General features: G+C 58.3%; 20 protein-coding genes and 2 tRNA genes. 11 read left to right on the top strand and 11 right to left on the bottom strand.

From position 1 onward, the window contains the following. Positions 1 to 2 precede the first annotated feature (2 nt). From M5B43_RS15040 to M5B43_RS27290, 11 genes are all read left to right on the top strand, one after another. Positions 3 to 1,439 (top strand): sigma-54 dependent transcriptional regulator, encoded by a 1,437-nt coding sequence (locus M5B43_RS15040; RefSeq protein ID WP_248750843.1) that lies wholly within the window; start codon positions 3 to 5, stop codon positions 1,437 to 1,439. Positions 1,440 to 2,136: 697 nt separating this feature from the next. Further along, positions 2,137 to 3,534: a polynucleotide adenylyltransferase PcnB gene (locus M5B43_RS15035; protein ID WP_248750842.1), complete on the top strand. Its 1,398-nt coding sequence runs from the start codon at positions 2,137 to 2,139 to the stop codon at positions 3,532 to 3,534. A gap of 2 nt (positions 3,535 to 3,536) precedes the next feature. Further along, entirely contained in the window at positions 3,537 to 4,019 is a 483-nt protein-coding gene (gene folK / locus M5B43_RS15030) for a 2-amino-4-hydroxy-6-hydroxymethyldihydropteridine diphosphokinase (protein WP_248750841.1), read from the top strand. A 322-nt stretch (positions 4,020 to 4,341) separates the two neighbouring features. Beyond that, positions 4,342 to 5,142: a 3-methyl-2-oxobutanoate hydroxymethyltransferase gene (gene panB / locus M5B43_RS15025; protein ID WP_248750840.1), complete on the top strand. Its 801-nt coding sequence runs from the start codon at positions 4,342 to 4,344 to the stop codon at positions 5,140 to 5,142. Beyond that, positions 5,139 to 5,990: a pantoate--beta-alanine ligase gene (panC, locus tag M5B43_RS15020; protein ID WP_248750839.1), complete on the top strand. Its 852-nt coding sequence runs from the start codon at positions 5,139 to 5,141 to the stop codon at positions 5,988 to 5,990. The genes panB and panC overlap by 4 nt, the downstream gene beginning before the upstream one ends. A 224-nt stretch (positions 5,991 to 6,214) precedes the next feature. Further along, positions 6,215 to 7,879 (top strand): glucose-6-phosphate isomerase, encoded by a 1,665-nt coding sequence (gene pgi / locus M5B43_RS15015; RefSeq protein ID WP_248750838.1) that lies wholly within the window; start codon positions 6,215 to 6,217, stop codon positions 7,877 to 7,879. 103 nt (positions 7,880 to 7,982) lie between these two features. Further along, on the top strand, positions 7,983 to 9,920 hold the full coding sequence (gene acs, locus M5B43_RS15010) for an acetate--CoA ligase (RefSeq protein ID WP_248750837.1): 1,938 nt from the start codon (positions 7,983 to 7,985) through the stop codon (positions 9,918 to 9,920). 32 nt (positions 9,921 to 9,952) lie between these two features. Continuing rightward, positions 9,953 to 10,822: an oxygenase MpaB family protein gene (locus tag M5B43_RS15005; RefSeq protein WP_248750836.1), complete on the top strand. Its 870-nt coding sequence runs from the start codon at positions 9,953 to 9,955 to the stop codon at positions 10,820 to 10,822. Between the two features lie 69 nt (positions 10,823 to 10,891). Next, a complete protein-coding gene (locus M5B43_RS15000; RefSeq protein WP_248750835.1) occupies positions 10,892 to 11,908 on the top strand; it encodes a class I SAM-dependent methyltransferase in 1,017 nt (338 codons plus the stop codon). A gap of 87 nt (positions 11,909 to 11,995) precedes the next feature. After that, entirely contained in the window at positions 11,996 to 14,929 is a 2,934-nt protein-coding gene (locus tag M5B43_RS14995; protein ID WP_248750834.1) for a DUF748 domain-containing protein, read from the top strand. Between the two features lie 489 nt (positions 14,930 to 15,418). Continuing rightward, complete coding sequence (locus M5B43_RS27290; RefSeq protein ID WP_283099489.1) at positions 15,419 to 15,541, top strand: hypothetical protein; 123 nt, start codon at positions 15,419 to 15,421, stop codon at positions 15,539 to 15,541. 280 nt (positions 15,542 to 15,821) lie between these two features. On the opposite strand, the gene M5B43_RS14990 is transcribed toward M5B43_RS27290, so the two are convergent. From M5B43_RS14990 to secG, 11 genes are all read right to left on the bottom strand, one after another. Continuing rightward, positions 15,822 to 16,442 (bottom strand): BON domain-containing protein, encoded by a 621-nt coding sequence (locus tag M5B43_RS14990; RefSeq protein WP_248750833.1) that lies wholly within the window; start codon positions 16,440 to 16,442, stop codon positions 15,822 to 15,824. A 294-nt stretch (positions 16,443 to 16,736) separates the two neighbouring features. Further along, a complete protein-coding gene (gene pnp, locus M5B43_RS14985; protein WP_017528788.1) occupies positions 16,737 to 18,842 on the bottom strand; it encodes a polyribonucleotide nucleotidyltransferase in 2,106 nt (701 codons plus the stop codon). 195 nt (positions 18,843 to 19,037) lie between these two features. Then, positions 19,038 to 19,307, bottom strand: a complete 270-nt coding sequence (gene rpsO, locus M5B43_RS14980; protein WP_003177875.1) for a 30S ribosomal protein S15 — start codon at positions 19,305 to 19,307, stop codon at positions 19,038 to 19,040. A gap of 115 nt (positions 19,308 to 19,422) precedes the next feature. Then, positions 19,423 to 20,340 (bottom strand): tRNA pseudouridine(55) synthase TruB, encoded by a 918-nt coding sequence (gene truB, locus M5B43_RS14975; protein ID WP_034117853.1) that lies wholly within the window; start codon positions 20,338 to 20,340, stop codon positions 19,423 to 19,425. Positions 20,341 to 20,343: 3 nt separating this feature from the next. Beyond that, positions 20,344 to 20,739, bottom strand: coding sequence for a 30S ribosome-binding factor RbfA (gene rbfA / locus M5B43_RS14970; RefSeq protein WP_003176137.1), 396 nt, complete (start codon positions 20,737 to 20,739; stop codon positions 20,344 to 20,346). A gap of 159 nt (positions 20,740 to 20,898) precedes the next feature. Continuing rightward, on the bottom strand, positions 20,899 to 23,415 hold the full coding sequence (infB, locus tag M5B43_RS14965; protein WP_248750832.1) for a translation initiation factor IF-2: 2,517 nt from the start codon (positions 23,413 to 23,415) through the stop codon (positions 20,899 to 20,901). Positions 23,416 to 23,442: 27 nt separating this feature from the next. Continuing rightward, positions 23,443 to 24,924, bottom strand: coding sequence for a transcription termination factor NusA (gene nusA, locus M5B43_RS14960; RefSeq protein WP_008057419.1), 1,482 nt, complete (start codon positions 24,922 to 24,924; stop codon positions 23,443 to 23,445). Between the two features lie 47 nt (positions 24,925 to 24,971). Further along, positions 24,972 to 25,430 (bottom strand): ribosome maturation factor RimP, encoded by a 459-nt coding sequence (rimP, locus tag M5B43_RS14955; protein WP_032867412.1) that lies wholly within the window; start codon positions 25,428 to 25,430, stop codon positions 24,972 to 24,974. Between the two features lie 140 nt (positions 25,431 to 25,570). Further along, positions 25,571 to 25,647, bottom strand: a tRNA-Met gene (locus tag M5B43_RS14950). Between the two features lie 96 nt (positions 25,648 to 25,743). Beyond that, positions 25,744 to 25,829 (bottom strand) — tRNA-Leu (locus M5B43_RS14945). A 21-nt stretch (positions 25,830 to 25,850) separates the two neighbouring features. Continuing rightward, positions 25,851 to 26,234, bottom strand: a complete 384-nt coding sequence (gene secG, locus M5B43_RS14940) for a preprotein translocase subunit SecG (protein ID WP_083207073.1) — start codon at positions 26,232 to 26,234, stop codon at positions 25,851 to 25,853. Positions 26,235 to 26,238 lie beyond the last annotated feature (4 nt).

Raw genomic sequence — 26,238 nt, 5'->3', positions numbered from 1 at the left:
CAATGCCGCACATTTTGATCGTCGAAGACGAAACCATTATCCGCTCTGCCTTGCGTCGCCTGCTTGAACGTAATCAGTACCAGGTCAGCGAAGCCGGCTCGGTGCAGGAAGCCCAAGAGCGATTCAGCATTCCCACGTTCGACCTGATTGTCAGTGACCTGCGCCTGCCCGGTGCACCGGGCACCGAGTTGATCAAGCTTGGCCAAGGTACCCCGGTGCTGATCATGACCAGTTACGCCAGCCTGCGTTCGGCGGTGGACTCGATGAAGATGGGCGCCGTGGACTATATCGCCAAGCCTTTCGACCATGATGAGATGCTCCAGGCCGTGGCCCGCATCCTGCGCGACCGTCAATCGGCCAGCAGTGCGCCCGCCGAACAGCGCCCCACCGGCAAAGGTAGCAACGCTGCCGAAAAACCGGGGGTCGATAACAGCAACGGCGAGATTGGCATCATCGGCTCCTGCCCGCCGATGCAGGACCTGTACAGCAAGATCCGCAAAGTGGCACCGACGGACTCCAATGTCTTGATCCAGGGCGAGTCCGGCACCGGTAAGGAACTGGTGGCCCGCGCCCTGCACAACCTGTCCAAGCGTGCCAAGGCGCCGATGATCTCGGTGAACTGCGCAGCGATCCCCGAGTCCCTGATCGAGTCCGAACTGTTCGGCCACGAGAAAGGTGCGTTCACGGGCGCCAGCGCCGGACGTGCGGGCTTGGTGGAAGCCGCGGACGGCGGCACGCTGTTCCTCGACGAAATCGGCGAATTGCCACTGGAAGCCCAGGCGCGATTGTTGCGGGTGCTGCAAGAAGGTGAGATTCGTCGCGTGGGCTCCGTCCAGTCGCAGAAGGTCGATGTTCGACTGATTGCAGCAACGCACCGGGACCTGAAGAGCCTGGCCAAGATCGGCCAATTCCGTGAAGACTTGTATTACCGCCTTCACGTAATCGCCCTCAAACTGCCGGCCCTGCGTGAGCGCGGCGCCGATGTCAACGAGATCGCCAATGCGTTCCTGTTGCGCCAGAGCGCCCGCATCAACCGTACCGACCTGAAATTTGCTTCAGACGCCGAACAGGCGATCCGGCATTACTCGTGGCCGGGTAACGTGCGGGAACTGGAGAACGCCGTCGAGCGTGCGGTGATTCTGTCGGAAAGCCCGGAGATTTCCGCTGAGCTGCTGGGCATTGATATCGAGCTCAGTGACCTGGAAGACGACGACTTCATCGGCCTGGCCCCACAGCAGGGCGGCAACAATACCAGCCATGAGCCGACGGAAGATTTGTCACTGGAAGATTACTTTCAGCATTTCGTCCTTGAGCATCAGGACCATATGACCGAGACAGAACTGGCACGCAAGCTGGGCGTAAGCCGCAAATGCCTGTGGGAGCGGCGCCAGCGCCTGGGCATTCCACGGCGCAAGACCGGGGTAACCAGCGAAAGTTGAGGGTGCGCCCCAGCGGGTAACACCCGCGGATGTGAAAAAACTGTTACCGCTGAATTTTTACGTAACAAAAGCCGGGGCTTACGGTAACGAAGCTCCGGCTTTTTTTCGGCCCTGAAAACGCCGAAAACGCCTCAACCCCCTTGTTTTGCTGGTCGGCGCAAAAGTTGGCACGCACCCTGCTATATGCTTAGTACAAAAACAATAACAAGCTTTGTACAAGACAATAAAAATAAGACGAATCGACTCACGCATAACAAAAACAACACGGCGGAGGCGCAGCTAACTGATTCTTTTGGAGAGGCGTTGCATTTGGGGCTTGCCCCGCAACCAGGCCGAGAACAACAAAAACTGCCCTAAGGCAGAGCCTGAACTGGTTGGATCGTAGATCAGCAACACAGCGACCAAAGCAATCCGTTTGCTCTTGACTCCCGATTGGGAGGGTCATGAAGGTAAAACTTCATGGCGAGGGCGATCAACAAAAACAAGAAGCCCGAAATCAATAATAAAAATAGAGCACGCAACTACTTCTGGGGGAGCTTCGGCTCCCCTTGTAGTTTCCGGCATTTGACGTTCAGAGGCTTATGGCGCAATGCCTGTAGCTTGTTCCTACACCATCCCCTGACTAAATGCTAGAATCCCCGCCCATCATGCGGTCATTCTTCGTTATGGCCGAACATTCCTTCAAACAGTGCATCCCATGCTGAAGAAGTTGTTCCAGTCCTTCCGTTCCCCCTTGCGTCGAACGCAGCACAAACGCAGCACGCCTGAAGTGCTCAATAGCAGCCAGCATTCACTGCAACGCGCTCAATTCAGCCGTTATGCAGTGAACATCGTCGAACGTTTGCAGAACGCCGGCTACCAGGCTTATCTGGTGGGCGGGTGCGTACGTGACATGTTGCTCAATATCACACCCAAGGATTTCGACGTCGCCACCAGCGCCACGCCTGAACAAGTGCGCGCAGAGTTTCGCAACGCGCGCATCATCGGCCGCCGCTTCAAGTTGGTGCACATCCATTTTGGTCGTGAAATCATCGAAGTCGCGACATTCCGCGCCGGTCATCCGCAAAATGATGAAGAGGAAGATACCAACCAGTCTTCCCGCAACGAGAGCGGGCGTATCCTGCGCGATAACGTCTACGGCACCTTGGAGGAGGACGCGCAACGCCGCGACTTCACCATCAACGCCCTGTATTACGATCCGGTCAGCGAGCGCATCCTCGATTACGCCAATGGCGTGCACGACATTCGTAATAACCTGATCCGCCTGATCGGCGATCCGACGCAACGCTACCAGGAAGACCCGGTGCGTATGCTGCGCGCCGTGCGCTTTGCCGCCAAACTGAACTTCGGCATCGAGAAGCACACCGCCGCACCGATTCGCGAGTTGGCGCCGATGCTGCGGGAAATCCCGTCGGCACGCCTGTTCGAAGAAGTACTCAAGTTGTTCCTGTCGGGCTATGCCGCCGATACCTTCGAGATGCTCGTCGACTTGCAGTTGTTCGACCCACTGTTCCCGGCGAGCGCCGAGGCTCTGGAGTACAACCCGACGTACACCCACACGCTGATCAGCGAAGCGTTGATCAACACCGACCTGCGTATCAAGCAGAACAAACCGGTGACCCCGGCGTTCCTGTTTGCCGCCCTGTTGTGGCCAGCCTTGCCCAAACGCGTACTGCGCCTGCAGGACCGTGGCATGCCGCCAATCCCGGCCATGCAGGAAGCCGCTCACGAGTTGATCGCCGAGCAGTGCCAACGCATCGCCATCCCTAAGCGCTTCACCCTGCCGATCCGCGAGATCTGGGACATGCAGGAGCGCCTGCCACGCCGTAGCGGTAAACGCGCCGACCTGCTGCTGGACAACCCGCGCTTCCGGGCGGGCTACGACTTCCTGCTGTTGCGCGAAAGCGCCGGCGAGCAGACCGACGGCCTGGGCGAATGGTGGACCGACTATCAGGACGCCAATGACAGCGAGCGCCGCGAGATGATTCGCGAGCTGGGCAGCAAAGGCGAAGGCGAAGGGCCGAAAAAACGTCGTCGCAGTGGCAGCAAGCGCAAGCGCAGCGCCGCCGATGCTTCGGGCGCTGCAGGCGAATAAACGTGGAACGTATCTACATCGGCATGGGCAGCAACCTGGCTGCCCCGCACCAGCAATTGCGCAGCGCCGTCCAGGCTCTGGCGCGATTGCCAGGCACCACCCTCGCCGGTGTGTCCGCCTTCTATCAAAGTGACTCCCTGCTCCCAGGCCAACCGCGCTACACCAATGCGGTTGCGGCCCTGGACAGCAGCCTCGCGCCGCTGGAGCTGCTCGATGCACTGCAAGCCATCGAGAATGACCAGGGCCGCGAACGCCTGGAGCGCTGGGGCCCACGCACGCTGGACCTCGACATCCTGCTGTTTGGTGATCGCCTGATCGACGAACAACGCCTCAAAGTGCCGCATTATCAGATGCATTTGCGCGCGTTTGTTCTGTATCCGCTGGCTGAGCTGGCGCCTGCCGACCTGCAGTTGCCTGACGGCCAACGCCTCAGCGGCCTGCTTCAAGCCTGCCCATTCGTCGGCCTGGAACGCCTCCCCCTGTAGGAGCGAGCTTGCTCGCGAAAATCGCCAACGATAACGCGCCCAGCCTGATTAAACGCTGCGCCTATGGTTTCTTCGCGAGCAAGCTCGCTCCTACAATCGCATCAGTAACACGGGTAACACCCCAGTCGTAACAATGCGGTAACACATCCAATTGACTTCCCGTGTCCTCATCACGACTATAGGCGTCCCGCTGCCGCCAACCCGGCGCTAAAGGGCGCAATCCAGGCCATATAAGCACTGCTTTCAAGACAGTGCGCCTGTATAAACGAAGACTCACGCGCGTTACTCGCTGTTTCCAAGCGCCTGAACGAGGACCCTTTTCATGCCAGACGTTACCCTGACCACCTTGCAGAGCCTCAAGTTCAAAGGTGAAAAAATCACCATGCTGACGTGCTACGACGCCACCTTCGCCCACGCCTGCTGCCAGGCTGGGGTTGAAGTGTTATTGGTGGGCGACTCCCTGGGCATGGTTCTTCAAGGGAATGACAGCACCCTGCCCGTCACCACGGATGAACTTGCCTACCACACCGCCAGCGTCAAGCGTGGCAACGACGGCGCCTTGATCATCGCCGACCTGCCGTTCATGGGTTACGCCACCGTCGAACAGACCTTCCAGAACGCCGGCAAACTGATGCAAGCCGGCGCGCACGTGATCAAAGTGGAAGGTGCCGTATGGCTCGCCGAGTCGATCCGTCTGCTGGCTGAACGCGGTGTCCCCGTGTGCGTGCACATGGGCCTGACGCCACAGTCGGTCAATATCCTCGGCGGCTATAAAGTACAGGGCCGCAATGAAGCCCAGGCACGCCAGATGCGCGCCGATGCCATTGCCCTGGAACAAGCGGGCGCGGCGATGATTGTGCTGGAATGCGTGCCGAGCGAACTGGCCGCAGAAATCACCCAGGCCGTCAAAATCCCTGTGATCGGTATTGGCGCCGGCTCCGCCACCGATGGCCAGGTGCTGGTGCTGCACGACATGCTCGGCCTGTCGATGACCGGCCACGTACCAAAGTTCGTGAAGAACTTCATGGCAGGCCAGGACAGCATTCATGCTGCACTGAGCGCTTACGTCAGCGAAGTCAAAGCCGTTACTTTCCCTGGTACCGAACACGGATTCTCTGCATGAACACCGTTAAAACCGTACGCGAACTGCGGGCCGCCGTGACCCACGCCCGCAGCGCCGGAAAACGCATCGGCTTTGTGCCCACCATGGGCAACCTGCACAGCGGCCACGCCACTCTGGTGACCAAGGCCGCACAGCAATCGGACTTCGTGGTGGCGAGCATCTTCGTCAACCCACTGCAGTTCGGCGCCGGCGAAGACCTGGACAAATACCCCCGCACACTGGCCGCCGACCAGGAAAAACTGTTGCAGGCCGGCTGCAACCTGCTGTTCGCGCCAACCGTCGAGGAAATGTACCCAGGCGGCACCACCGGCCAAACCCGTGTCAGCGTCCCGCAGTTGTCCGAGGGCCTGTGCGGTGCCAGTCGCCCTGGACATTTTGAGGGTGTGGCCACGGTGGTCAGCAAGCTGTTCAACATGGTCCAACCGGACATGGCCGTGTTTGGCCAGAAGGACTACCAGCAGTTGGCGGTGATTCGCGCCATGGTCCATGACCTGAACATGCCGATCCAAATCATCGGTGAACCGACCGTACGCGCCGCCGATGGCTTGGCGCTGTCATCGCGCAACGGTTACCTCACCGAAGAACAACGGGCGATTGCACCGGTGCTGCACCGCAGCCTCAGCCTGATCACTGCCGCTATCAAAGACGGCAATCACGATTTCGCCAAGCTTCGTGCCGAGCAGATCCAGCACATTGAAGCTGCCGGGTTACGGGTGGACTACCTTGAGGTTCGCCAAGGTGTGCACCTGCGCCCAGCCACGGCGGAGGACCGTGATGTCGTGGTCCTGGTTGCCGCTTATCTGGGGACGACACGTCTCATCGATAACCTGCACCTGAACCTCGACTGACCCCGCTCAACCCGCATCTGTTGCCCCGACGGCTGTGCCGGTATAAAAAAGTACCGGCCACAGCACAGACAAAGCCAAGACATATCGACACGCTAGGTTTAATGTAATCGCCCTGCGCTCTTGGTTAGCGCTGTCTGGAATCAACCGCGTGATAAACGGCAGGACGTTCCGGATTTTGAAGTGTCCTAAAGGCAGTCCCCGTAATAAAAAGGAAACCCGCAGCGATGGCGTACTACCGCACCCCTCATGACGTTACCGCTCTGCCCGCCTGGCAAGCGCTCATTCAACATCGCCAAGCCATGCAGGATTTCAGCATGCGCGACGCGTTCAATGCCGATCCGCAGCGTTTTTCCGAGTTCACCTTGAGCAGCTGCGGGCTTTTCCTCGATTACTCGAAAAACCTGATCACCAGCCAAACCCGTGACCTGCTGGTAGCACTGGCCAAGGAAGTCGACCTCAAGGCTGCAATCGACGCGCTGTACGCCGGCGAACCGGTCAACTCGTCCGAAGGCCGCCCTGCCCTGCACACCGCCCTGCGTCGCCCGGTGGGCGACAAGCTGTCGGTGAACGGCGTGAATATCATGCCGGATGTGCACAAGGTACTGAACCAGATCACTGACCTGGTTGGCCGCATCCATGACGGCCTGTGGCGTGGCTACACCGAGAAGCCGATCACCGACGTGGTGAACATCGGTATCGGTGGCTCCTTCCTCGGCCCGGAGCTGGTCTCCGAGGCACTGCTGTCCTATGCCCATAAAGGTGTGCGCTGCCACTACCTGGCGAACATCGACGGCAGCGAGTTCCACGAGCTGACCATGAAGCTGCGCGCCGAGACCACGCTGTTCATCGTCTCGTCCAAATCCTTCAATACCCTCGAAACCCTGAAAAACGCCCAGGCCGCCCGCGCCTGGTACCTGGCCCAGGGTGGCTCGGAAGCCGAGCTGTATCGCCACTTCATTGCCGTCTCCAGCAACAACGCTGCGGCCGTGGCCTTCGGTATCCGCGAAGAAAACATTTTCCCGATGTGGGACTGGGTCGGCGGGCGTTACTCGCTGTGGTCCGCGATCGGCTTGCCCATCGCCCTGGCCATCGGCATGTCCAACTTCAAGGAACTGCTGTCCGGTGCCTACACCATGGACCAGCACTTCCAGAACGCCCCGTTCGAAGCGAACATGCCAGTGCTGCTGGGCTTGCTGGGCGTGTGGTACGGTAATTTCTGGGGTGCCCAGAGCCACGCGATCCTGCCGTACGACCACTACCTGCGCAACATCACCAAGCATCTGCAACAGCTGGACATGGAGTCCAATGGTAAGAGCGTGCGCCAGGACGGTTCGCCGGTCTCTACCGATACCGGCCCGGTGATCTGGGGTGGCGTAGGTTGCAACGGCCAGCATGCCTACCATCAGTTGCTGCACCAAGGGACCCAACTGATCCCGGCCGACTTCATCGTGCCGATCGTCAGCTTCAACCCGGTGTCCGACCACCATCAGTGGCTGTACGCCAACTGCCTGTCCCAAAGCCAGGCACTGATGCTCGGCAAGACCCGCAGCGAAGCCGAAGCCGAGTTGCGCGAAAAGGGCTTGCCTGAGGCCGAAGTACAGAAGCTGGCACCGCACAAGGTGATCCCGGGCAACCGTCCGAGCAACACCATCGTGGTCGAGCGCATCAGCCCGCGTCGCCTGGGCGCGCTGGTGGCGATGTATGAGCACAAGGTATTCGTACAGAGCGTTGTCTGGGGCATCAATGCCTTCGACCAATGGGGTGTGGAGCTGGGCAAAGAGTTGGGCAAAGGCGTGTATAACCGCCTGACCGGCGCTGAAGAAACCTCGGCCGAGGATGCTTCGACCCAGGGCCTGATCAACTACTTCCGCGGTCGCCACCGCGGCTGACGCAGCCCCCAAGGCCAACGTTCGTTTGGACGTTGGCCTTGAACCCTCCTACCACAGGGTGCATCTTTATTGCTTGTCGCAAAAACAAGAATAAGGACCGCTCATGTTCGATATCAGCACATTCCCCATCGCCGATGCCGTCCGCCGGGCTGCGCAACTCACTCAAGAGGACTACCAGCGCCTCTACCGTCAATCCATCGAGCAGCCTGACGCCTTCTGGGCCGAACAGGCCAAGCACTTCCTCGACTGGATCACGCCCTGGCACACCGTCCAACAGTCAAATATCAAGACCGGCGCCGCCCAATGGTTTGCCGGTGGTCAGCTGAACGTCAGCTACAACTGCATCGACCGCCACCTGGCACAACGCGCCGATCAACCGGCCTTCATCTGGGAAGGCGATGATCCGACGAAATCTTCAAGCATCACTTACCGCCAGCTTCATCAAAACGTCAGCCGTCTGGCCAATGTGTTGAAAAGCCGTGGCGTCAAGAAAGGCGACCGGGTGTGCATCTACATGCCGATGATCCCGGAAGCGGCCTATGCCATGCTGGCCTGTACTCGGATTGGCGCGGTGCACTCGGTGGTATTTGGCGGGTTCTCTCCTGACGCCCTGCGCGACCGTATTCTCGACGCCGACTGCCGCACGGTGATTACCGCCGACGAAGGCGTACGCGGCGGCAAGCCGGTCGCGTTGAAACAGAACGTCGACAAGGCATTGGCCAGTTGCCCAGGCGTCAGCACGGTACTGGTCGTCGAGCGCACAGGCGCGAACGTCCATTGGCACGAGGGCCGAGACCTCAAGTATCAACAGGCCCTGCACGCCGCAAGCGACAACTGCCCGCCCGAACCGATGGACGCCGAAGACCCGCTGTTCATCCTCTATACCTCCGGCAGCACCGGCAAACCCAAAGGCGTGTTGCACACAACCGGTGGCTACCTGCTGCAAGCAGCGATGACGTTCAAGTACGTGCTGGATTACCGCGAAGGCGAAGTCTTCTGGTGCACCGCCGATGTGGGCTGGGTCACCGGCCACAGTTACATCGTCTACGGCCCGCTGGCCAATGGCGCCACATCGTTGATGTTCGAGGGCGTGCCAAGTTATCCGGACAGCTCGCGCTTCTGGCAGGTCATCGACAAACATCAGGTCAATATTTTCTACACCGCCCCTACCGCGTTACGCGCCTTGATGCGCGAAGGCCACGGCCCACTGGAGAATACCTCCCGCGCCAGCCTGCGCCTGCTCGGCAGCGTCGGTGAGCCAATCAATCCCGAAGCCTGGGATTGGTACTTCAACGCCGTAGGCGAGCAGCGCTGCCCCATTGTCGATACCTGGTGGCAGACCGAAACCGGCGGCATCATGCTCAGCCCGCTGGTCAGTGCCCAACGGATCAAGCCGGGGTGTGCTACCCAGCCGATGTTCGGTGTACAACCGGTACTGCTGGATGAGCAAGGCAAGGAGTTCAGCGGCGCCGGCAGCGGCGTGCTTGCCATCAAATCAAGCTGGCCGGGGCAGATTCGCAGTGTCTACGGCGACCCACAGCGCATGGTCGATACCTACTTCACACCCTACCCCGGCTACTACTTCACCGGCGACGGCGCACGACGCGACGAAGACGGCGACTACTGGATCACCGGGCGGATCGACGATGTGATCAACGTGTCGGGCCACCGCATCGGCACCGCCGAGGTGGAGAGCGCCTTGGTACTGCATGACCAGGTCGCCGAAGCCGCGGTGGTCGGTTACCCCCATGACGTCAAGGGCCAGGGCATCTACGCCTTCGTGACCCCAATGAATGGTGTCGAACCCAGCGATGAATTGAAAAAGCACCTGCTGCACCTGGTCAGCAAGGAAATTGGCAGTTTTGCCAAGCCGGAACTGATCCAATGGGCACCAGCCTTGCCGAAAACCCGCTCTGGCAAGATCATGCGGCGCATTTTGCGCAAGATCGCCTGCAACGAACTGGACAGCCTGGGTGACACCTCGACCCTGGCGGACCCGAGCGTCGTGGATGGCTTGATCGACAAGCGCCTGAACCGATAAGCGCCTAAACCGATAGGAACACCCGAGTCGCCATGGAATTTATCCGAAGCCGTATCGAAACCCAGCTGATGAGCCTCACCGGCTTGTCACTCGGCCAACTGGACCTGGAAAACCCCAAGGGCGATCCCGGCCTGTTCGGGCCGGACTCGGTCAGTTGGCAAGTCCATGGCGACTTCAGCAGCATGCTCATCGGCGGTATCAGCGCCTTGATGCTGCAAGCCTTGCACCCACTGGCCCTGGCTGGCGTGTGGGACCATTCGAATTTCCGTCAGGACATGCTCGGGCGTTTGCGGCGCACCTCGCAGTTTATTTCAGGCACCACCTTCGGCTCACGCAAAGACGCTGAGTGGTTGATCGAAAAAGTACGCACCATCCATCTGCAAGTGGTCGGCCATGCGCCGGATGGACGGCCCTATGCGGCCAGTGATCCGGACCTGCTCACCTGGGTGCATGTGGCTGAAGTCAGCAACTTTTTGGCCGCCCACCTGCGTTATCGCAACCCGCACCTTTCGGGTCGAGACCAAGACCGGTACTACAGCGAAATTGCCTTGGTTGCCGAACGCCTGGGCGCTCGGCATGTGCCGCGATCACGCCAGGACATTTCGGATTATCTAGCGCGCGTCCGCCCGCAACTGCTGTGCGATGAGCGCAGCCGCGAAGTCCTGCGCCTGCTGATCAATACGCCCGCCCCCAGCACCTTGGCCAAACCTTTCAGTAGCCTGATGATGCAGGCCGGGATCGACCTGCTGCCAGACTGGGCAAGCAGTTTGCTCGAACAACACCAGAGCCCGCTGCAACGCCAGATGATCCGCGCCGGGGTCAAGCGCAGTGCGCCATTATTGCGCTGGGCCATGCGCAATGGTTCGGTGCAACGCGCCCATCGGCGGATGGGGTTGATGTAGGCAGCGGCCTATAGCTGTTAAACTCCGCGCCCACATTGCCCTCATTTACCCGCAAGCAAGGCGCGCTCCATGACTCCCTTGAATCAGGCGCTGCGCGCCGCACTCGATCATCGCCAAGACCTGATCAACGAGCTGCATGCCCAAGGCACAGACTGCTATCGGTTGTTCCACGGCAGCCAGGAAGGCGCCGGTGGCCTGACCATCGACCGCTACGGCCCGCAATTGCTGGTGCAGAGCTTCCACCAATCGCTGGAAAGCGTCGACCTGTTGGACCTGCATCTACTGATCAATCAGTACATGGGCCTGGAATTGCTGTTGGTGTACAACGACCGTTCCCGTGGCAACTCGCGAATCGACCGCGAAGACACGGTGTACCGCGCCGAGCCCGCCGCACTGGAAGACCTGGTCGGCCACGAATGGGGCCTCAACTACCGCGTACGTGGGCGCCATGCCGGGCAGGACCCCTTGCTGTTCCTTGACCTGCGTAACACCCGTGGCTGGGTCAAGAACCATAGCGCCGGCAAAAGCGTGCTGAACCTGTTTGCCTACACCTGTGGCGTGGGCTTGAGTGCGGCGGCCGGCGGCGCAAGCGAAGTGTGCAACCTGGACTTTGCCGAGGGGAACCTGGCGGTTGGACGGGAAAACGGTGTGCTTAACTCGCAGTTGCCGACCATGACGTTTGTACAGTCCGATTACTTCCCGGCAATTCGTCAACTCGCGGGCCTGCCGATCACCCAGCGTCGCGGCCAGAAACTGCCGAGTTATCCGCGACTGGAACAACGCCAGTATGACCTGGTGTTGCTGGACCCTCCCGCCTGGGCCAAGAGCGCCTTCGGCACCGTCGACCTGCTGCGCGACTATCAAAGCCTGCTCAAGCCTGCGCTGCTGGCCACCGCCGACAATGGCGTGTTGATTTGCTGCAACAACCTGGCGAAAGTCAGCATGGATGACTGGCGCGAGCAGGTGCTGCGCTGCGCGGAAAAGGCCGGTCGCCCTGTACGCGACTGGCAAGTCATGACACCGGGGGCCGACTTTCCATCGCGCGACCAACAACCTCCGCTGAAGACCCTGATCCTGCAACTGTAGGAAGTATCCCAACACCCGGTGTTCTTCGGAACCGAATTCCCGTGCCATACTCCAAGGCACTCTCGTTCGACATAGATGGCGTCACCCATGCCCAAAGGATTGATTCGCGCCATAGGCGCCTTGCTGGCCGCCCTTGCTTTGTACAGCTTGCTGGGCTTCCTGATTTTGCCCGGCATTGCTCTTCGCATTGCCAACCAACAGTTGGCCAATTACGCCACCGTGCCCGCGCGTATTGAGCGTATCGAGCTCAACCCGTTCAGCCTGGAGCTGACGTTATGGGGCCTGAAAATCGGTGAGCCTGGCAAAGAGCAAGTCGGGTTCGAACGCCTCTACGCCAACTTGCAGATCGACAGTCTCTGGACGCGTGCGCTGCATCTGGCCGATGTGCAACTGGACCAGCCCAAGACCGAACTGTTGTTCGACAAGTCCGGCCAGTTGAACCTGGCCCAACTGTTCAAACTGCCACCGAGCGAGCCCACCCCGGCCGACCCCAATGCCAAGCCGTTCCCGCTGCGTATCGACAGCATCAAGCTGGCGGGCGGTTACCTGCACTTCAAGGATCTGCGCCCCAGCGAACCTATCGAGTTCCTCTACGACAAACTCGACTTTGAACTGAAAAACCTCAGCACCCTGCCGGAAGATAACGCCGACATGACCTTGGTGGCCGCCGGCCCTGAAGGTGGGCGGATCGACTGGAAAGGTAATTTCAGCCTCGTGCCGATCACGTCCGAAGGTACGCTGAAAGTCACCGACGGCAAGATGAAAGCCTGGTGGCCGTATGTGCGTGATGCGGTGCCGCTGGTACTTGAAGACGGCGTGCTGAATTTCAATACCGACTACAAATTCAGCCTGGCCAAAGAAACCGAGCTGAACCTGACCAACACTGCCGCCAGCATCGCGCCATTCGCGATCAAGGCTCCGGACGGCCGGCCGTTGGCTCGACTGGAGCGCCTGGACGTCAGCGAAACCACGGTGGACCTGGCCAAGCAGCAAGTGGTTGTCGGCAAGATCCGCAGCAGCAAACTGGAAACCTGGGCTGCCCGTGAAGCCGATGGCCAATTGGACTGGCAGAAACTGTTCGCCAGCCAACCGAGCAAGCCGGCAAAGGCGCCTGAACCTGCCACCACGCCGGCAACGGCTGATGCCCCGAAAGTGGAACCTGTAACACCGAGCAAACCCTGGCAAGTGCTGCTCAAGGATGTGCAACTGCGTAATTATCAAGTGCACCTGGCCGACCGCCAGGCCAAGCCTGCGGTAGCCTTGGAGCTGGGCCCGTTGAATGTCGATGTGCAAAACTTCGACAGCCTCAACCAAAGCCCCTTTAGCCTGAAAATCGACACCGGCCTGGGTAAGCAAGGCAAGATCCAGGCGACCGGCGAGGTCAACCTCAACCCGGTCAGCGCCAAACTGAAGGTGAATACCCAGGACATCGACCTGCGGGTTGCCCAATCCTATATCAGCCCGTTCATTCGCCTGGAATTGCGCAGCGGCATGCTCGGCAGCAACCTGGATGTGAACCTGAAAAGCACCGAGCCATTGGCGCTCCAGGTCACGGGGCGTGCACAGGTTGATCAACTGCATACCCTGGATACCCTCAAGACTCGAGATTTTCTCAAGTGGCAGCGCCTGGTGCTCGAAGGTGTGAATTACCAGCATGGCGAAAGCCTGTCGATCGATAAGATCAACCTGCTGCAACCCTATGCGCGTTTCATGATCAACGATGACCGCACCACCAACATCGATGATTTGCTGATCCCGCAACCGGCTTCCAGTGGCACCAAGTCGGCGGCCAAACCTGCGTCGAGCAAAGACAAGCCCCTGGGCATTCACATCGGGCAGATTGCGATCAACGACGGCTCGGCCAACTTTGCCGACTTCAGCCTTACACCCAACTTTGCCACCGCCATTCAACAGCTTAACGGCCAGATCGGCACCATCGACAGCCGCCAGGCCAAACCGGCCAGCGTCGATATCAACGGCAAGGTCGATCGCTACGCACCGGTGACCATCAAAGGCAGCGTGAACCCGTTCGACCCGATGGCCGCGCTGGATATTGCCACCAGCTTCAAACGTGTCGAACTGACCACCCTCACGCCTTACTCGGGTAAGTTCGCCGGTTTCCGTATCCGCAAGGGTCGCCTGAACCTCGACCTGCATTACGTGATCACCAAGGGCCAATTGAAGGCCGAAAACAAAGTGGTGGTCGAGCAACTGCAACTGGGCGAGAAAGTCGACAGCGCCGACGCCGTGGACTTGCCGATTCGCCTGGCGATCGCCCTGCTCAAGGACAGCGACGGCAAAATCTCGATTGAACTGCCGGTAACGGGTGACTTGAACAACCCACAGTTCAGCGTGATGCCCATCGTGTGGCAGACCTTACGTAACCTGGTGGTACGCGCAGCAACGGCGCCGTTCAAATTCATTGGCGGCCTGATCAGCGGGGGCGGCTCTGAGGACCTGGGTAATGTGTCCTTCGCTGCGGGCTCCAGCGAGTTGAGCAAGGACACCGAAGGCGCCCTGAACACGCTGGCCAAGGCACTCAAAGAGCGTCCGACGTTACGCTTGGAAATCGAAGGTACGGCTGCCGCCAGCAGCGACGGTCCCTTCCTCGCCGCACAGCGCCTGGAGCGTGAGTACCAATACAACTACTACAAAATCCTTCAGCGTCGTGGTGACAAAGTCCCGGCCCAGGCATCGCTGCTTGTGGTGCCCGAGAAGGAAAAGGCGCCGTTGCTGGAAGGCATCTACCGCACCCGCCTGAAACAACAACCACCGGCCGAATGGAAAGACCTGAGCAACGATGAACGCAGCGCGAAACTGCGTGACGGGGTGCTCAAGTTCTGGAGCTCCAGCGATGTGCTGTTGCGCCAACTGGGCCAGGATCGCGCCAGCGCCATCAAGGACTACCTGGTGGATAAAGGCCAACTGCAAGATGACCGTGTGTACTTCATTGATGCCAACCTTGGGCAGGCAGAGAAAGACGGTCGTGTTGTCACGCCAATGCATCTGGACGCTGAGTAACCGGAAGCTGGCGTACATCCAAATGTGGGAGGGGGCTTGCTCCCGATGACGGTGGATCAGCTACAGATAAGCTGACTGACACACTGCCATCGGGAGCAAGCCCCCTCCCACTTTTTTGATCATCATATTCCGACCTGTAATGACCACCTCCGTGTGGTCGGTCGCATGAACTCCAGAGGTGGTACTCAAGTTCTGGAGCTCCAGCGATGCGCCAACTGGGCCAGGATCCCGCCAGCGCCATCAAGGACTACCTTGGGCAGGCAGAGAAAGACGGTCGTATCGTCACACCAATGCATCTGGACGCTGAGTAACCGGAAGCTGGCGTACATCCAAATGTGGGAGGGGGCTTGCTCCCGATGGCGGTGGATCAGCTACAGATGAGCTGACTGACACACTGCCATCGGGAGCAAGCCCCCTCCCACTTTTTTGATCATCATATTCCGACCTGTAATGACCATATCCGTGTGGTCGGTCGCATGAACTCCAGAGGTGGTACTCAAGTTAGCGATGCGCCAACTGGGCCAGGATCGCGCCAGCGTCATCACGGACTACCTTGGGCAGGCAGAGAAAGACGGTCGTGTTGTCACGCCAATGCATCTGGACGCTGAGTAACCGGAAGCTGGCGTACATCCAAATGTGGGAGGGGGCTTGCTCCCGATGACGGTGGATCAGCTACAGATAAGCTGACTGACACACTGCCATCGGGAGCAAGCCCCCTCCCACTTTTTTGATCATCATATTCCGACCTGGAATAGAACAGGCCCCGACACAAGTGCCGGGGCCTGTAATGACCACATCCGTGTGGTCGATCGCATGAACTCCAGAGGTGCATCAGGTGGATATCTAACTCACCCTAAGCCGCCGCCGTCTAGCTCAGACGAAACTTTGAACGTTACTCTGCTTTCAGGCCATCGGCCGATACAGCTTTAACGCCTTTGATTTGCTTGGTGATATTCACCGCAGTAGTTTTCTGTGCTTCAGTCACTGCGACAGAAGAGGACAGGGTAACTACGCCCTTGTTGGTTTCGACTTTGATGTCGGTGCCAGGAATGCCTTTTTCGGTTACCAGATCCGCTTTGACTTTGGTGGTAATCCAGGTGTCAGAGGTAGCGCCTTTAGCGTCAGCTGCTGCGGCTTTGGTTTTGTCGACGTTATCGGCTTTAGTTGCACCGCCTGCCAGCAGGCCGTCGGCGGAAACAGCAGTAACACCTTTGATTTTCTTGGTGATCGCTACAGCAGTAGCTTTCTGCGAGTCAGAGATGGCAACCGTCGACGACAGGGAAACCACGCCTTTATTGGTCTCTACCTTGATGTCCGAACCAGGGATGCCTTTTTCGGTCAGCAAATCGGATTTAACTTTGGTGGTGATCCAAGTATCCGAAACACTTTCCTTAGCCTTGGTGGCTTCACCTGCCGCCAGGGTCATTGGAGCTTGGGAAGTCTGAGCAAAGGCCACGTTAGCACCCATGGCCAGGGTCAGAGCGGTAGCAGCAGCGAGAGCGAACTTCTTCATACGAGTAACTCCTGTTTTATTGAAAATCTGCAGTGTGTGAACCTTGATGCTGCAGCGTTAACAGGGTTGTTGCAGGCAGTGTGCCAAGTCGCCCCTTAAATTAAATCATTTAAAAACAATGAGTTATAAAAAACAAGGACCCTCTTAATCGTGCAACTTGCATGAATTCGATCCTGCCAGCATGCAACTTGCGGCTTTTGAGATTTACTAAGCACCTGATTTACCGGCATTTTCCTACGAGTATAAAAAAGGACTCCGAAGAGTCCTTTTTTTCAGCGTGAAGTCAGCGGGTGATTAAACGCCCGAAGCCTTGGCTGCTGCTACGTCCTTGATGGACAGCTTGATACGGCCGCGGTTGTCTACGTCCAGTACCAGCACTTCCACTTCCTGGCCTTCTTTCAGAATGTCGGTCACTTTCTCAACACGAGCGTCGCTCAGCATGGAGATGTGAACCAGACCGTCTTTGCCCGGCAGGATGTTGACGAATGCGCCGAAGTCGACGATGCGCTCAACTTTACCGACGTAGATCTTGCCGATCTCAGCCTCGGCAGTGATACCCAGGACGCGTTGGCGTGCAGCTTCAGCAGCTTCCTTGGTTTCGCCGAAGATCTTGATCGAGCCGTCGTCTTCGATGTCGATCGAAGCCTTGGTCTCTTCGCAGATCGCACGGATAGTCGCGCCGCCTTTACCGATGACATCACGGATTTTGTCGGTGTCGATTTTCATCGCGATCATGGTCGGAGCATTTTCCGACAGTTCGGTACGGGACTGACCAATGATCTGGTTCATCTGACCGAGGATGTTCAGGCGCGCTTCCAGGGCTTGGCCCAGGGCGATTTCCATGATCTCTTCGGTGATGCCCTTGATCTTGATGTCCATCTGCAGCGCGGTCACACCTTTGGCGGTACCCGCTACTTTGAAGTCCATGTCGCCCAAGTGGTCTTCGTCACCCAGGATGTCGGTCAAGATGGCGAATTTCTCGCCTTCTTTAACCAGGCCCATGGCGATACCCGCAACCGGCGCCTTCATTGGCACGCCAGCGTCCATCAGTGCCAGGGAAGCACCGCAAACGGAAGCCATGGAGCTGGAACCGTTGGATTCAGTGATTTCCGACACAACACGGATGGTGTACGGGAACACGTCAGCAGCAGGCAGCATGGCCTGAACCGAACGGCGTGCCAGACGACCGTGACCGATTTCACGACGACCAGCACCGCCCATGCGACCACACTCGCCCACCGAGAACGGAGGGAAGTTGTAGTGCAGCATGAACGGGTCTTTTTTCTCGCCTTCCAGGGTGTCCAGCAGTTGTGCGTCACGGGCAGTACCCAGGGTCGCGACTACCAGGGCCTGAGTTTCACCACGGGTGAACAGTGCCGAACCGTGAGTCTTCGGCAGAACGCCGACTTCGATGTTCAGCGGGCGCACGGTGCGTGTGTCGCGACCGTCGATACGTGGCTTGCCGTTTACGATGTTTTCGCGAACGGTGCGGTATTCGATTTCACCGAATGCGGCTTTCACGTCACTGGCAGAAGGCTGGCCTTCTTCACCGGACAGCTTGGCCACAACCTGGTCCTTCAGCTCGCCCAGGCGAGCGTAACGGTCGGCCTTGACGGTGATGGTGTAGGCGTCGGAGATGGCAGCGCCGAACTCGGAGCGGATAGCGCCCAGCAGCTCGGTGGCTTCCGGGGCGGCAGCCCAGGTCCAGGTCGGCTTGGCAGCTTCGGCAGCCAGCTCGGTGACAGCCTTGATGACAGCCTGGAATTCGTCGTGGGCAAACAGTACAGCGCCCAGCATCTGGTCTTCGGTCAGCTCTTTGGCTTCCGATTCAACCATCAATACGGCTTCCGAAGTACCTGCAACGACCATGTCCAGGCTCGACGCTTTCAGTTGCTCGTAAGTCGGGTTCAGCAGGTAGCCGGTGCTTTCGTGGAAAGCAACGCGTGCCGCGCCGATCGGGCCATCGAAAGGAATGCCGGAGATAGCCAGGGCAGCCGAGGTACCGATCATCGCAGCGATGTCCGGATCGGTTTTCTTGCTGGTGGAAACGACGGTGCAGACAACCTGCACTTCGTTCATGAAGCCTTCTGGGAACAGCGGACGGATCGGACGGTCGATCAGTCGGGAAGTCAGGGTTTCTTTCTCGGAAGGACGGCCTTCACGCTTGAAGAAACCGCCAGGGATCTTACCGGCAGCGTAAGTCTTTTCCTGGTAGTGAACGGAAAGAGGGAAGAAGCCTTTGCTTGGGTCAGCGGTCTTGGCGCCAACAACGGTCACCAGTACGGTGACGTCATCGTCAACGGTAACCAGCACTGCACCGGAGGCTTGACGGGCGATACGGCCTGTCTCGAGGGTAACGGTCGACTGACCGAACTGGAATTTTTTGATAACCGGGTTCACGGTGTCCTACCTTCTTTGTGGCTCTTGGGGGAACGTGTCTTCTTGCGAAATTCTTGGGCAATGCCGGGAATCGGCCCGACGCTAGTCCAGGGTAAAACGTGTATCCAGATAAAACTTGAGGCTGGAAGCCTACCATGAGCCAGTGGGGACCCCACTGACACACGGCAGACAACCAACCTCTAGCGCAATCGCTTATTAGCGACGCAGACCCAGGCGACCGATCAGAGTCTGATAACGACCCAGATCCTTGCCTTTCAGGTAGTCCAGCAGCTTACGGCGCTGGTTTACCATGCGGATCAGACCACGACGGGAGTGGTGGTCTTTACCGTTGGCCTTGAAGTGACCTTGCAGCTTGTTGATGTTGTGGGTCAGCAGTGCAACTTGCACTTCTGGCGAACCAGTGTCACCAACAGCTTGCTGATAGTCAGCTACGATTTGTGCTTTTTCTTGAACGTCGAGAGCCATGAGGCAATCCTTTTTTCAGGAAACCACCCAAAGGGCAGTCTCAACAGGCCAGGGACAAATCCCCGTATCTAAAAATGAGTAGTGACCGTGCCTGTTAACAGCCACACTCGTTCGGTCATTCTGACCGAATCAGTCGACGCGGCGCGATGCGCCCGTCTTCGCTCACTTCACCAATACCGATAAAGCGACCGTTATGATCCTGTACTCGCACCATGCCGAACTTCGGAGCATCCGGGGCACGTACCGGCTGGCCGTTGAGCCAGTAGAACGCGCTGTGTTCCGAGAAGTGCAGCAATGGCCAATCGAGCAAACCGCTATCCGATGGCATCAGGAAGCGATCAACCGCTTCATTCCCGCCCTCGGCATGCACGGCTTCCAACTCTTCCAGCGTAACCGTCTGCGCCAGGCTGAACGGCCCGGCCTGAGTACGTCGCAGTTCTGCAACGTACGCGCCACAACCGAGCTTTTCACCAATATCTTCCACCAGGGTACGGATATAGGTGCCTTTGCTGCAGTCCACGGCCAAGCGGGCAGTGTCGCCTTCGCAGGCAAGCAATTCCAAGCGCGCAATAGTAACAGAACGCGGTTCGCGCTCCACTACTTCACCCGCACGTGCCAACTTGTAAAGTGGCTGCCCATCGCGCTTGAGTGCCGAGTACATCGGCGGTATCTGACTGATTTCCCCACGAAAAGCGGGTAAAGCAGCCTCGATATCAGCACGACCAACGGTCACGTCGCGAACCTGCAAAACATCACCCTCGGCATCGGCCGTGGTGGTGGTCTTGCCCAGTTGCATCAGGGTTTCGTAACCCTTGTCGGAATCGAGCAGGTATTGCGAGAACTTGGTGGCCTCACCAAAGCACAACGGCAATACACCGGTGGCCAGGGGATCAAGGCTGCCAGTGTGCCCGGCCTTCTCGGCATTGAGCAGCCAGCGGACCTTCTGCAACGCGGCATTGGAGGTAAAGCCAATGGGCTTGTCGAGCAGAATGATGCCGCTGACGTTGCGACGGATACGTTTGACCTGAGCCACCGCTTACTCCTTGGCGTCTTCAGGCGTGGACGGGTGCTGGCTGTCTTCAGCCACTGCGCGCTCGATCAGTGCCGACAGATGCGCGCCCCGCACGACACTTTCGTCGTAGTGGAAGTGCAACTGGGGAACACTGCGCAGCTTCATTTCGCGGGCCAACTGCATGCGCAGGAAACCTGCGGCGGAGTTGAGCACCTTGATGCTTTGTGCGATTTCTTCGCTGTTGTCCTGCCCCATCACGGTGATGAAGATTTTGGCGTGACCCACGTCACGGCTCACTTCAACGGCGGTGATGGTGACCAGGCCAACGCGCGGGTCTTTGACTTCGCGACGGATCAGTTGGGCCAGCTCGCGCTGCATCTGATCGCCGATTCGCTGGGTACGGCTGTATTCTTTTGCCATGTCTTGTTACCTGTTACTGCCACACGGTGAAACCCGTGGGGTCTGAAAGCGGCAAACGCCCGGCCTGACAAAAGCCAGACCGGGCGTTGCGTTTAGAGTCCGGACACTGCGCGGGACATTTGCATGCCCACACGCTGTGTGGCTCCTGAAGTGCGCGAGTTAGAGGCTGCGAGCAACCTGAACCTTCTCGTAGACTTCGATCTTGTCACCAGCCTTGACGTCGTTGTAGCTCTTGACGCCGATACCGCATTCCATGCCGGCACGTACTTCGGAAGCGTCATCCTTGAAGCGGCGCAGGGATTCCAGCTCGCCTTCAAAGATAACGATGTCTTCGCGCAGTACACGGATTGGACGGTTACGGTACACGGTACCTTCGATAACCATGCAGCCGGCGATCGCGCCGAATTTCGGCGAGCGGAACACGTCACGTACTTCGGCGATACCCAGGATGTTCTCCCGGACGTCGCTGCCAAGCATGCCGGTAAGGGCTTTCTTGACGTCTTCGATGATGTCGTAGATGACGTTGTAGTAACGCATGTCCAGGCCTTCCTGCTCGACGATCTTGCGAGCGCCAGCATCGGCACGCACGTTGAAGCCGAACAGTACAGCGTTGGAGGCCAGTGCCAGGTTGGCGTCGGATTCGGTGATACCACCGACACCGCCACCGACAACGCGCACTTGCACTTCGTCGTTACCCAGGCCGTTCAAAGCGCCGTTCAACGCTTCGAGGGAACCACGAACGTCAGACTTGAGGACGATGTTAAGCGTCTTCTTCTCTTCCTGGCCCATGTTCTCGAAGATGTTTTCCAGCTTGCCTGCGTGAGCACGGGCCAACTTGACTTCGCGGAACTTGCCTTGACGGAACAGAGCCACTTCACGGGCTTTCTTCTCGTCGGCAACTACGCTCATCTCGTCGCCAGCGTCCGGAGTACCGTCCAGACCGAGGATTTCGACCGGGATAGCTGGACCGGCTTCCTTGATTGGCTTGCCGTTCTCGTCGAGCATGGCACGTACACGGCCGTAGTTCGAACCAACCAGCACCATGTCGCCTTGGCGCAAGGTACCGTCTTGAACCAGCACGGTCGCAACCGGGCCACGGCCCTTGTCGAGGCGGGATTCAACCACAACACCACGGCCAGGAGCCGATGGAGTAGCGGTCAATTCCAGCACTTCGGCTTGCAACAGAACGGCTTCGAGCAGTTCGTCAACGCCAGTACCCATCTTCGCGGAGACCGGTACGAATGGAGTGTCACCACCCCACTCTTCGGAGGTCACGCCGTGAACCGACAGTTCGCTACGGATGCGATCGAGATCGGCGCCCGGCTTGTCGATTTTGTTCACCGCAACCACCAGTGGCACGCCAGCTGCCTTGGCATGCTGAACGGCTTCGATGGTTTGTGGCATCACGCCGTCGTCCGCCGCAACCACCAGGATCACGATGTCGGTCGCCTTGGCACCACGGGCACGCATTGCGGTAAACGCGGCGTGACCTGGGGTATCGAGGAACGTCACCATGCCACGGTCGGTTTCAACGTGGTACGCGCCGATGTGCTGGGTAATACCGCCGGCTTCGCCTGCAGCAACCTTCGCACGACGGATATAGTCGAGCAGGGAGGTTTTACCGTGGTCAACGTGGCCCATTACGGTCACGACCGGCGCACGGGAAACTGCCTCACCTTCAAACTTCAGGGACTCAGCCAGGGAATCTTCCAGGGCGGTGTCGCTGACCAGGGTCACTTTGTGGCCCAGCTCTTCAGCAACCAGTTGGGCAGTTTCCTGATCCAGTACCTGGTTGATGGTGGCCGGCGTACCCAGCTTGAACATGAACTTGATGATTTCAGCTGCCTTGACCGACATCTGCTGGGCGAGATCGCCCACAGTGATGGTCTCGCCGATCTTCACTTCACGCACGACAGGGCCGGTTGGGCTCTGGAAACCGTGGGCGTTGCGTTTTTTCAGCTTGGCCTTGCCACGACCACCACGACGGAAGCCATCGCTTTCTTCGTCGGTAGTACGTGGAGCAACGCGTGGAGCAGGCGCTTTCTCTTTGACCGAAGCACGATGTGGAGCGTTTTTGCGCTCGCCATCGCCACCACCACCGCGACGATTGTTATCGTCGGCACGTGGTTTGTCCGGACGACGAGGTTCGTCGCGCTTGCGGGCGTCAGCTGCTGGAGCCGGTGCAGCGGCAACCGGAGCAGCCTCACGCACAGGTTCAACAGGCGCAGCGACCGCTTCAGTGGCAGCAGGTTGCGCAGCAGCAGGCTGGCGACGCGCTTCTTCTTCGGCGCGGCGCTTGGCTTCTTCTTCAGCCTTCTGACGAGCAGCATTTTCTACTGCGCGACGTTCTTCCAGTTCGCGTTTGCGCTCGGCTTCGATTTCTTCCGGGCTGCGCTGTACGAAGACTTTCTTCTTACGTACTTCAACGCTGATGCTCTTGCTACCAGCAACACGCAGGGTGCTGGTGGTTTTGCGCTGCAATGTAATCTTGCGCGGTTCTTCCACTTTCGCCTTGTGGCTGCTCTTCAAGTGAGTCAGCAAAGACTGCTTCTCACTATCGCTCACACCTTCATCGGCGGCGGTGTGCGGCAGACCTGCCTCACGCATCTGCTGCAACAGGCGCTCTACCGGTGTTTTGACCTCATCGGCCAGTTGTTTCACCGTGACTTGCGTCATGCACTTCTCTCCTCAGGCCGCGCCTAATTACTCGAACCAATGGGCTCGGGCGGCCATGATCAACTTGCCGGCACGATCATCGTCAATGCCGTCGATGTCGAGCAGGTCGTCAATAGACTGCTCGGCCAGGTCTTCGCGGGTAATTACGCCGCGCACCGCCAGTTCCATCGCCAAATCCTTGTCCATACCCTCAAGCGAGAGCAGGTCTTCGGCCGGATGGGCGTCTGCCAGCTTTTCCTCAGTAGCGATGGCTTTAGTCAACAAACGATCCTTGGCTCGAGCGCGAAGCTCGTTGACGGTGTCTTCGTCAAAGCCGTCGATGTTGAGCATTTCTTCCAACGGTACGTAGGCAATCTCTTCCAGGCTGGTGAAGCCTTCATCTACCAGCACCTGTGCCAGGTCTTCATCGACTTCCAGCTCGTCGATGAAGTTGCGCAGGATGTCACCGGTTTCAGCTTGCTGCTTAGCCTGGATGTCCGATTCGGTCATCACGTTCAGGGTCCAACCGGTCAGTTGGCTGGCCAGACGCACGTTCTGACCACCACGACCAATGGCCTGAGCCAGATTGTCTGCGCCAACGGCGATGTCCATTGCATGGGCATCCTCGTCAACGATAATTGCCGCCACTTCAGCGGGCGACATGGCGTTGATCACGAACTGCGCCGGGTTATCGTCCCACAGGACGATGTCCACACGCTCACCACCCAATTCGCCCGATACTGCCTGGACGCGTGAACCACGCATACCAATGCAAGCACCTTGCGGGTCGATGCGTTTGTCCTTGGAGCGGACCGCGATCTTGGCACGTGAACCCGGGTCGCGGGACGCAGCCATGACTTCGATCAGACCTTCAGCGATTTCTGGAACCTCGATACGGAACAGCTCGATCAGCATTTCCGGCGCAGTACGCGACAGGATCAACTGAGGGCCACGGTTCTCGGTGCGAATTTCCTTGAGCAGCGCACGCAGACGCACGCCAACACGGAAAGTTTCGCGGGAGATGATGTCTTCACGGGCAAGCAACGCTTCTGCGTTGTTACCCAGGTCAACGATCACGTTATCGCGGGTCACTTTTTTCACGGTGCCGGAGATGATTTCACCCAGGCGCTCGCGATAGGCATCAACGACTTGAGCGCGTTCGGCTTCACGAACCTTCTGCACGATGACCTGCTTGGCGGTCTGTGCAGCAATACGGCCGAATTCGATCGATTCGATCTTTTCTTCGACGACATCACCGACCTTGGCGCCAGGGTGCGTTTCGGCAACCTTGCTTGGCCAGGTTTCGATGGCCGGATCATCAAGATCGGCCTCTTCAACGACCGTCCAGCGACGGAAAGTCTCATAGGCACCGGTGTGGCGATTGATTTCCACACGCAGATCAACTTCGTCTTCAAAACGCTTTTTGGTAGCAGTGGCCAGGGCCAGCTCCAGCGCTTCAAAAATCACGTTTGCCGGTACGCCCTTTTCATTGGATACCGACTCAACAACCAGCAGTACTTCTTTGCTCATCGTACGCCTCGCCTTTCGCAAGCCATTGGATCCGCGGGATCCGCGTCTCAGTCAAAACTGGGAATAATGTTGGCCTTGTCGATCATATCGATCGGCAACAGGAATTCATGGTCTTCTACCTGCACCACGACATCCTGTTCTTCTACACCGCGCAGAAGGCCCTGAAAGTTGCGTCGCCCTTCGAACGGGGATCGCAGCTTGATCTTCACTTGTTCACCGGCATATTTAGCAAACTGCTCGATAGTGAACAGTGGGCGCTCCATGCCTGGCGAGGAAACTTCGAGGGTGTATTCAACAGCGATTGGATCTTCAACATCCAGTACGCCGCTGATCTGACGGCTGACAATGGCACAATCGTCCACCAGCACGCCGCCCTCTTTATCGATATAAACGCGCAACATTGAGTGGCGACCTTGAGCCGAAAACTCAATACCCCAGCATTCATAGCCTAGGGCCACGACCACCGGGGCCAACAAGGCCTGCAACTCTTCTAGCTTGCTCGACACCTGAACCCCCTCGTGCATGTATGTGCATGCTGTGCAAAATAAAAAAATGGGCGAAACGCCCATCCTTGAAACGCCGTCGAACAGCGGCGTTGAAAGTGTCCAGCTAACAAAAAGCCCCTTAAAAGGGGCTCCGCTAAAACTGGTTGCGGGGGCCGGATTTGAACCGACGACCTTCGGGTTATGAGCCCGACGAGCTACCAGACTGCTCCACCCCGCGACAAAGCTGGGGCGGAAGTATACGACCGATCCCTTACAGGGTCAATGTAACCTTCCACCTACAAGAAAGCCCGCAACAGCGGGCTCTCCTGATAATTGGTACCGAGAAGGGGACTCGAACCCCTACACCCTATGGGCACAACCACCTCAAGGTTGCGTGTCTACCAATTCCACCACCTCGGCAATACAGCGTTTACAACCTTCTTACTTCTGCTCTTGAGCTGGAGGTACGTCAGTCGCTGGAGTAGCCGACTTTTGCTCTTGAAGCACCGGGACATCATCAGAAGCCGGTTTTGCTTTTGGTACTTCCAACACTGCTGGGTTTGGCAAACCTACTTGAGTCAGCACATGAGCTTTCTCTTTAGCAAAGTAACCTAACCCCAGGCTGGTTATGAAGAAACCGGCGGCAAGTATAGCAGTAAACTTACTAAGAAAGGTAGAGGTTCCTTGGCTTCCGAACACAGTATTTGAAGCACCTGCACCGAAAGACGCACCAGCATCCGCACCTTTACCCTGTTGCAACAAAACCAGGGCAACTACGCCCAGGGCAGCCAACAGATGAAAAACGACTACGACTGTTTCCAGCATTTTT

It is taken from the genome of Pseudomonas sp. MWU15-20650 (assembly GCF_023242475.1).
GTDB lineage: Bacteria > Pseudomonadota > Gammaproteobacteria > Pseudomonadales > Pseudomonadaceae > Aquipseudomonas.
Note: the sequence above shows the minus strand (reverse complement) of the source record. Positions and strands in the feature narration are given on the sequence as shown.

What these genes read in the sequence shown, in the direction of transcription:
- M5B43_RS15040 (WP_248750843.1), top strand. Translation starts at nt 3, where the DNA reads ATGCCGCACATTTTGATCGTCGAAGACGAAACCATTATCCGCTCTGCC.
- M5B43_RS15035 (WP_248750842.1), top strand. Translation starts at nt 2,137, where the DNA reads ATGCTGAAGAAGTTGTTCCAGTCCTTCCGTTCCCCCTTGCGTCGAACG.
- panB (WP_248750840.1), top strand. Translation starts at nt 4,342, where the DNA reads ATGCCAGACGTTACCCTGACCACCTTGCAGAGCCTCAAGTTCAAAGGT.
- panC (WP_248750839.1), top strand. Translation starts at nt 5,139, where the DNA reads ATGAACACCGTTAAAACCGTACGCGAACTGCGGGCCGCCGTGACCCAC.
- pgi (WP_248750838.1), top strand. Translation starts at nt 6,215, where the DNA reads ATGGCGTACTACCGCACCCCTCATGACGTTACCGCTCTGCCCGCCTGG.
- acs (WP_248750837.1), top strand. Translation starts at nt 7,983, where the DNA reads ATGTTCGATATCAGCACATTCCCCATCGCCGATGCCGTCCGCCGGGCT.
- M5B43_RS15005 (WP_248750836.1), top strand. Translation starts at nt 9,953, where the DNA reads ATGGAATTTATCCGAAGCCGTATCGAAACCCAGCTGATGAGCCTCACC.
- M5B43_RS15000 (WP_248750835.1), top strand. Translation starts at nt 10,892, where the DNA reads ATGACTCCCTTGAATCAGGCGCTGCGCGCCGCACTCGATCATCGCCAA.
- M5B43_RS14995 (WP_248750834.1), top strand. Translation starts at nt 11,996, where the DNA reads ATGCCCAAAGGATTGATTCGCGCCATAGGCGCCTTGCTGGCCGCCCTT.
- M5B43_RS14990 (WP_248750833.1), bottom strand. Translation starts at nt 16,442, where the DNA reads ATGAAGAAGTTCGCTCTCGCTGCTGCTACCGCTCTGACCCTGGCCATG.
- rpsO (WP_003177875.1), bottom strand. Translation starts at nt 19,307, where the DNA reads ATGGCTCTCGACGTTCAAGAAAAAGCACAAATCGTAGCTGACTATCAG.
- rbfA (WP_003176137.1), bottom strand. Translation starts at nt 20,739, where the DNA reads ATGGCAAAAGAATACAGCCGTACCCAGCGAATCGGCGATCAGATGCAG.
- infB (WP_248750832.1), bottom strand. Translation starts at nt 23,415, where the DNA reads ATGACGCAAGTCACGGTGAAACAACTGGCCGATGAGGTCAAAACACCG.
- nusA (WP_008057419.1), bottom strand. Translation starts at nt 24,924, where the DNA reads ATGAGCAAAGAAGTACTGCTGGTTGTTGAGTCGGTATCCAATGAAAAG.
- secG (WP_083207073.1), bottom strand. Translation starts at nt 26,234, where the DNA reads ATGCTGGAAACAGTCGTAGTCGTTTTTCATCTGTTGGCTGCCCTGGGC.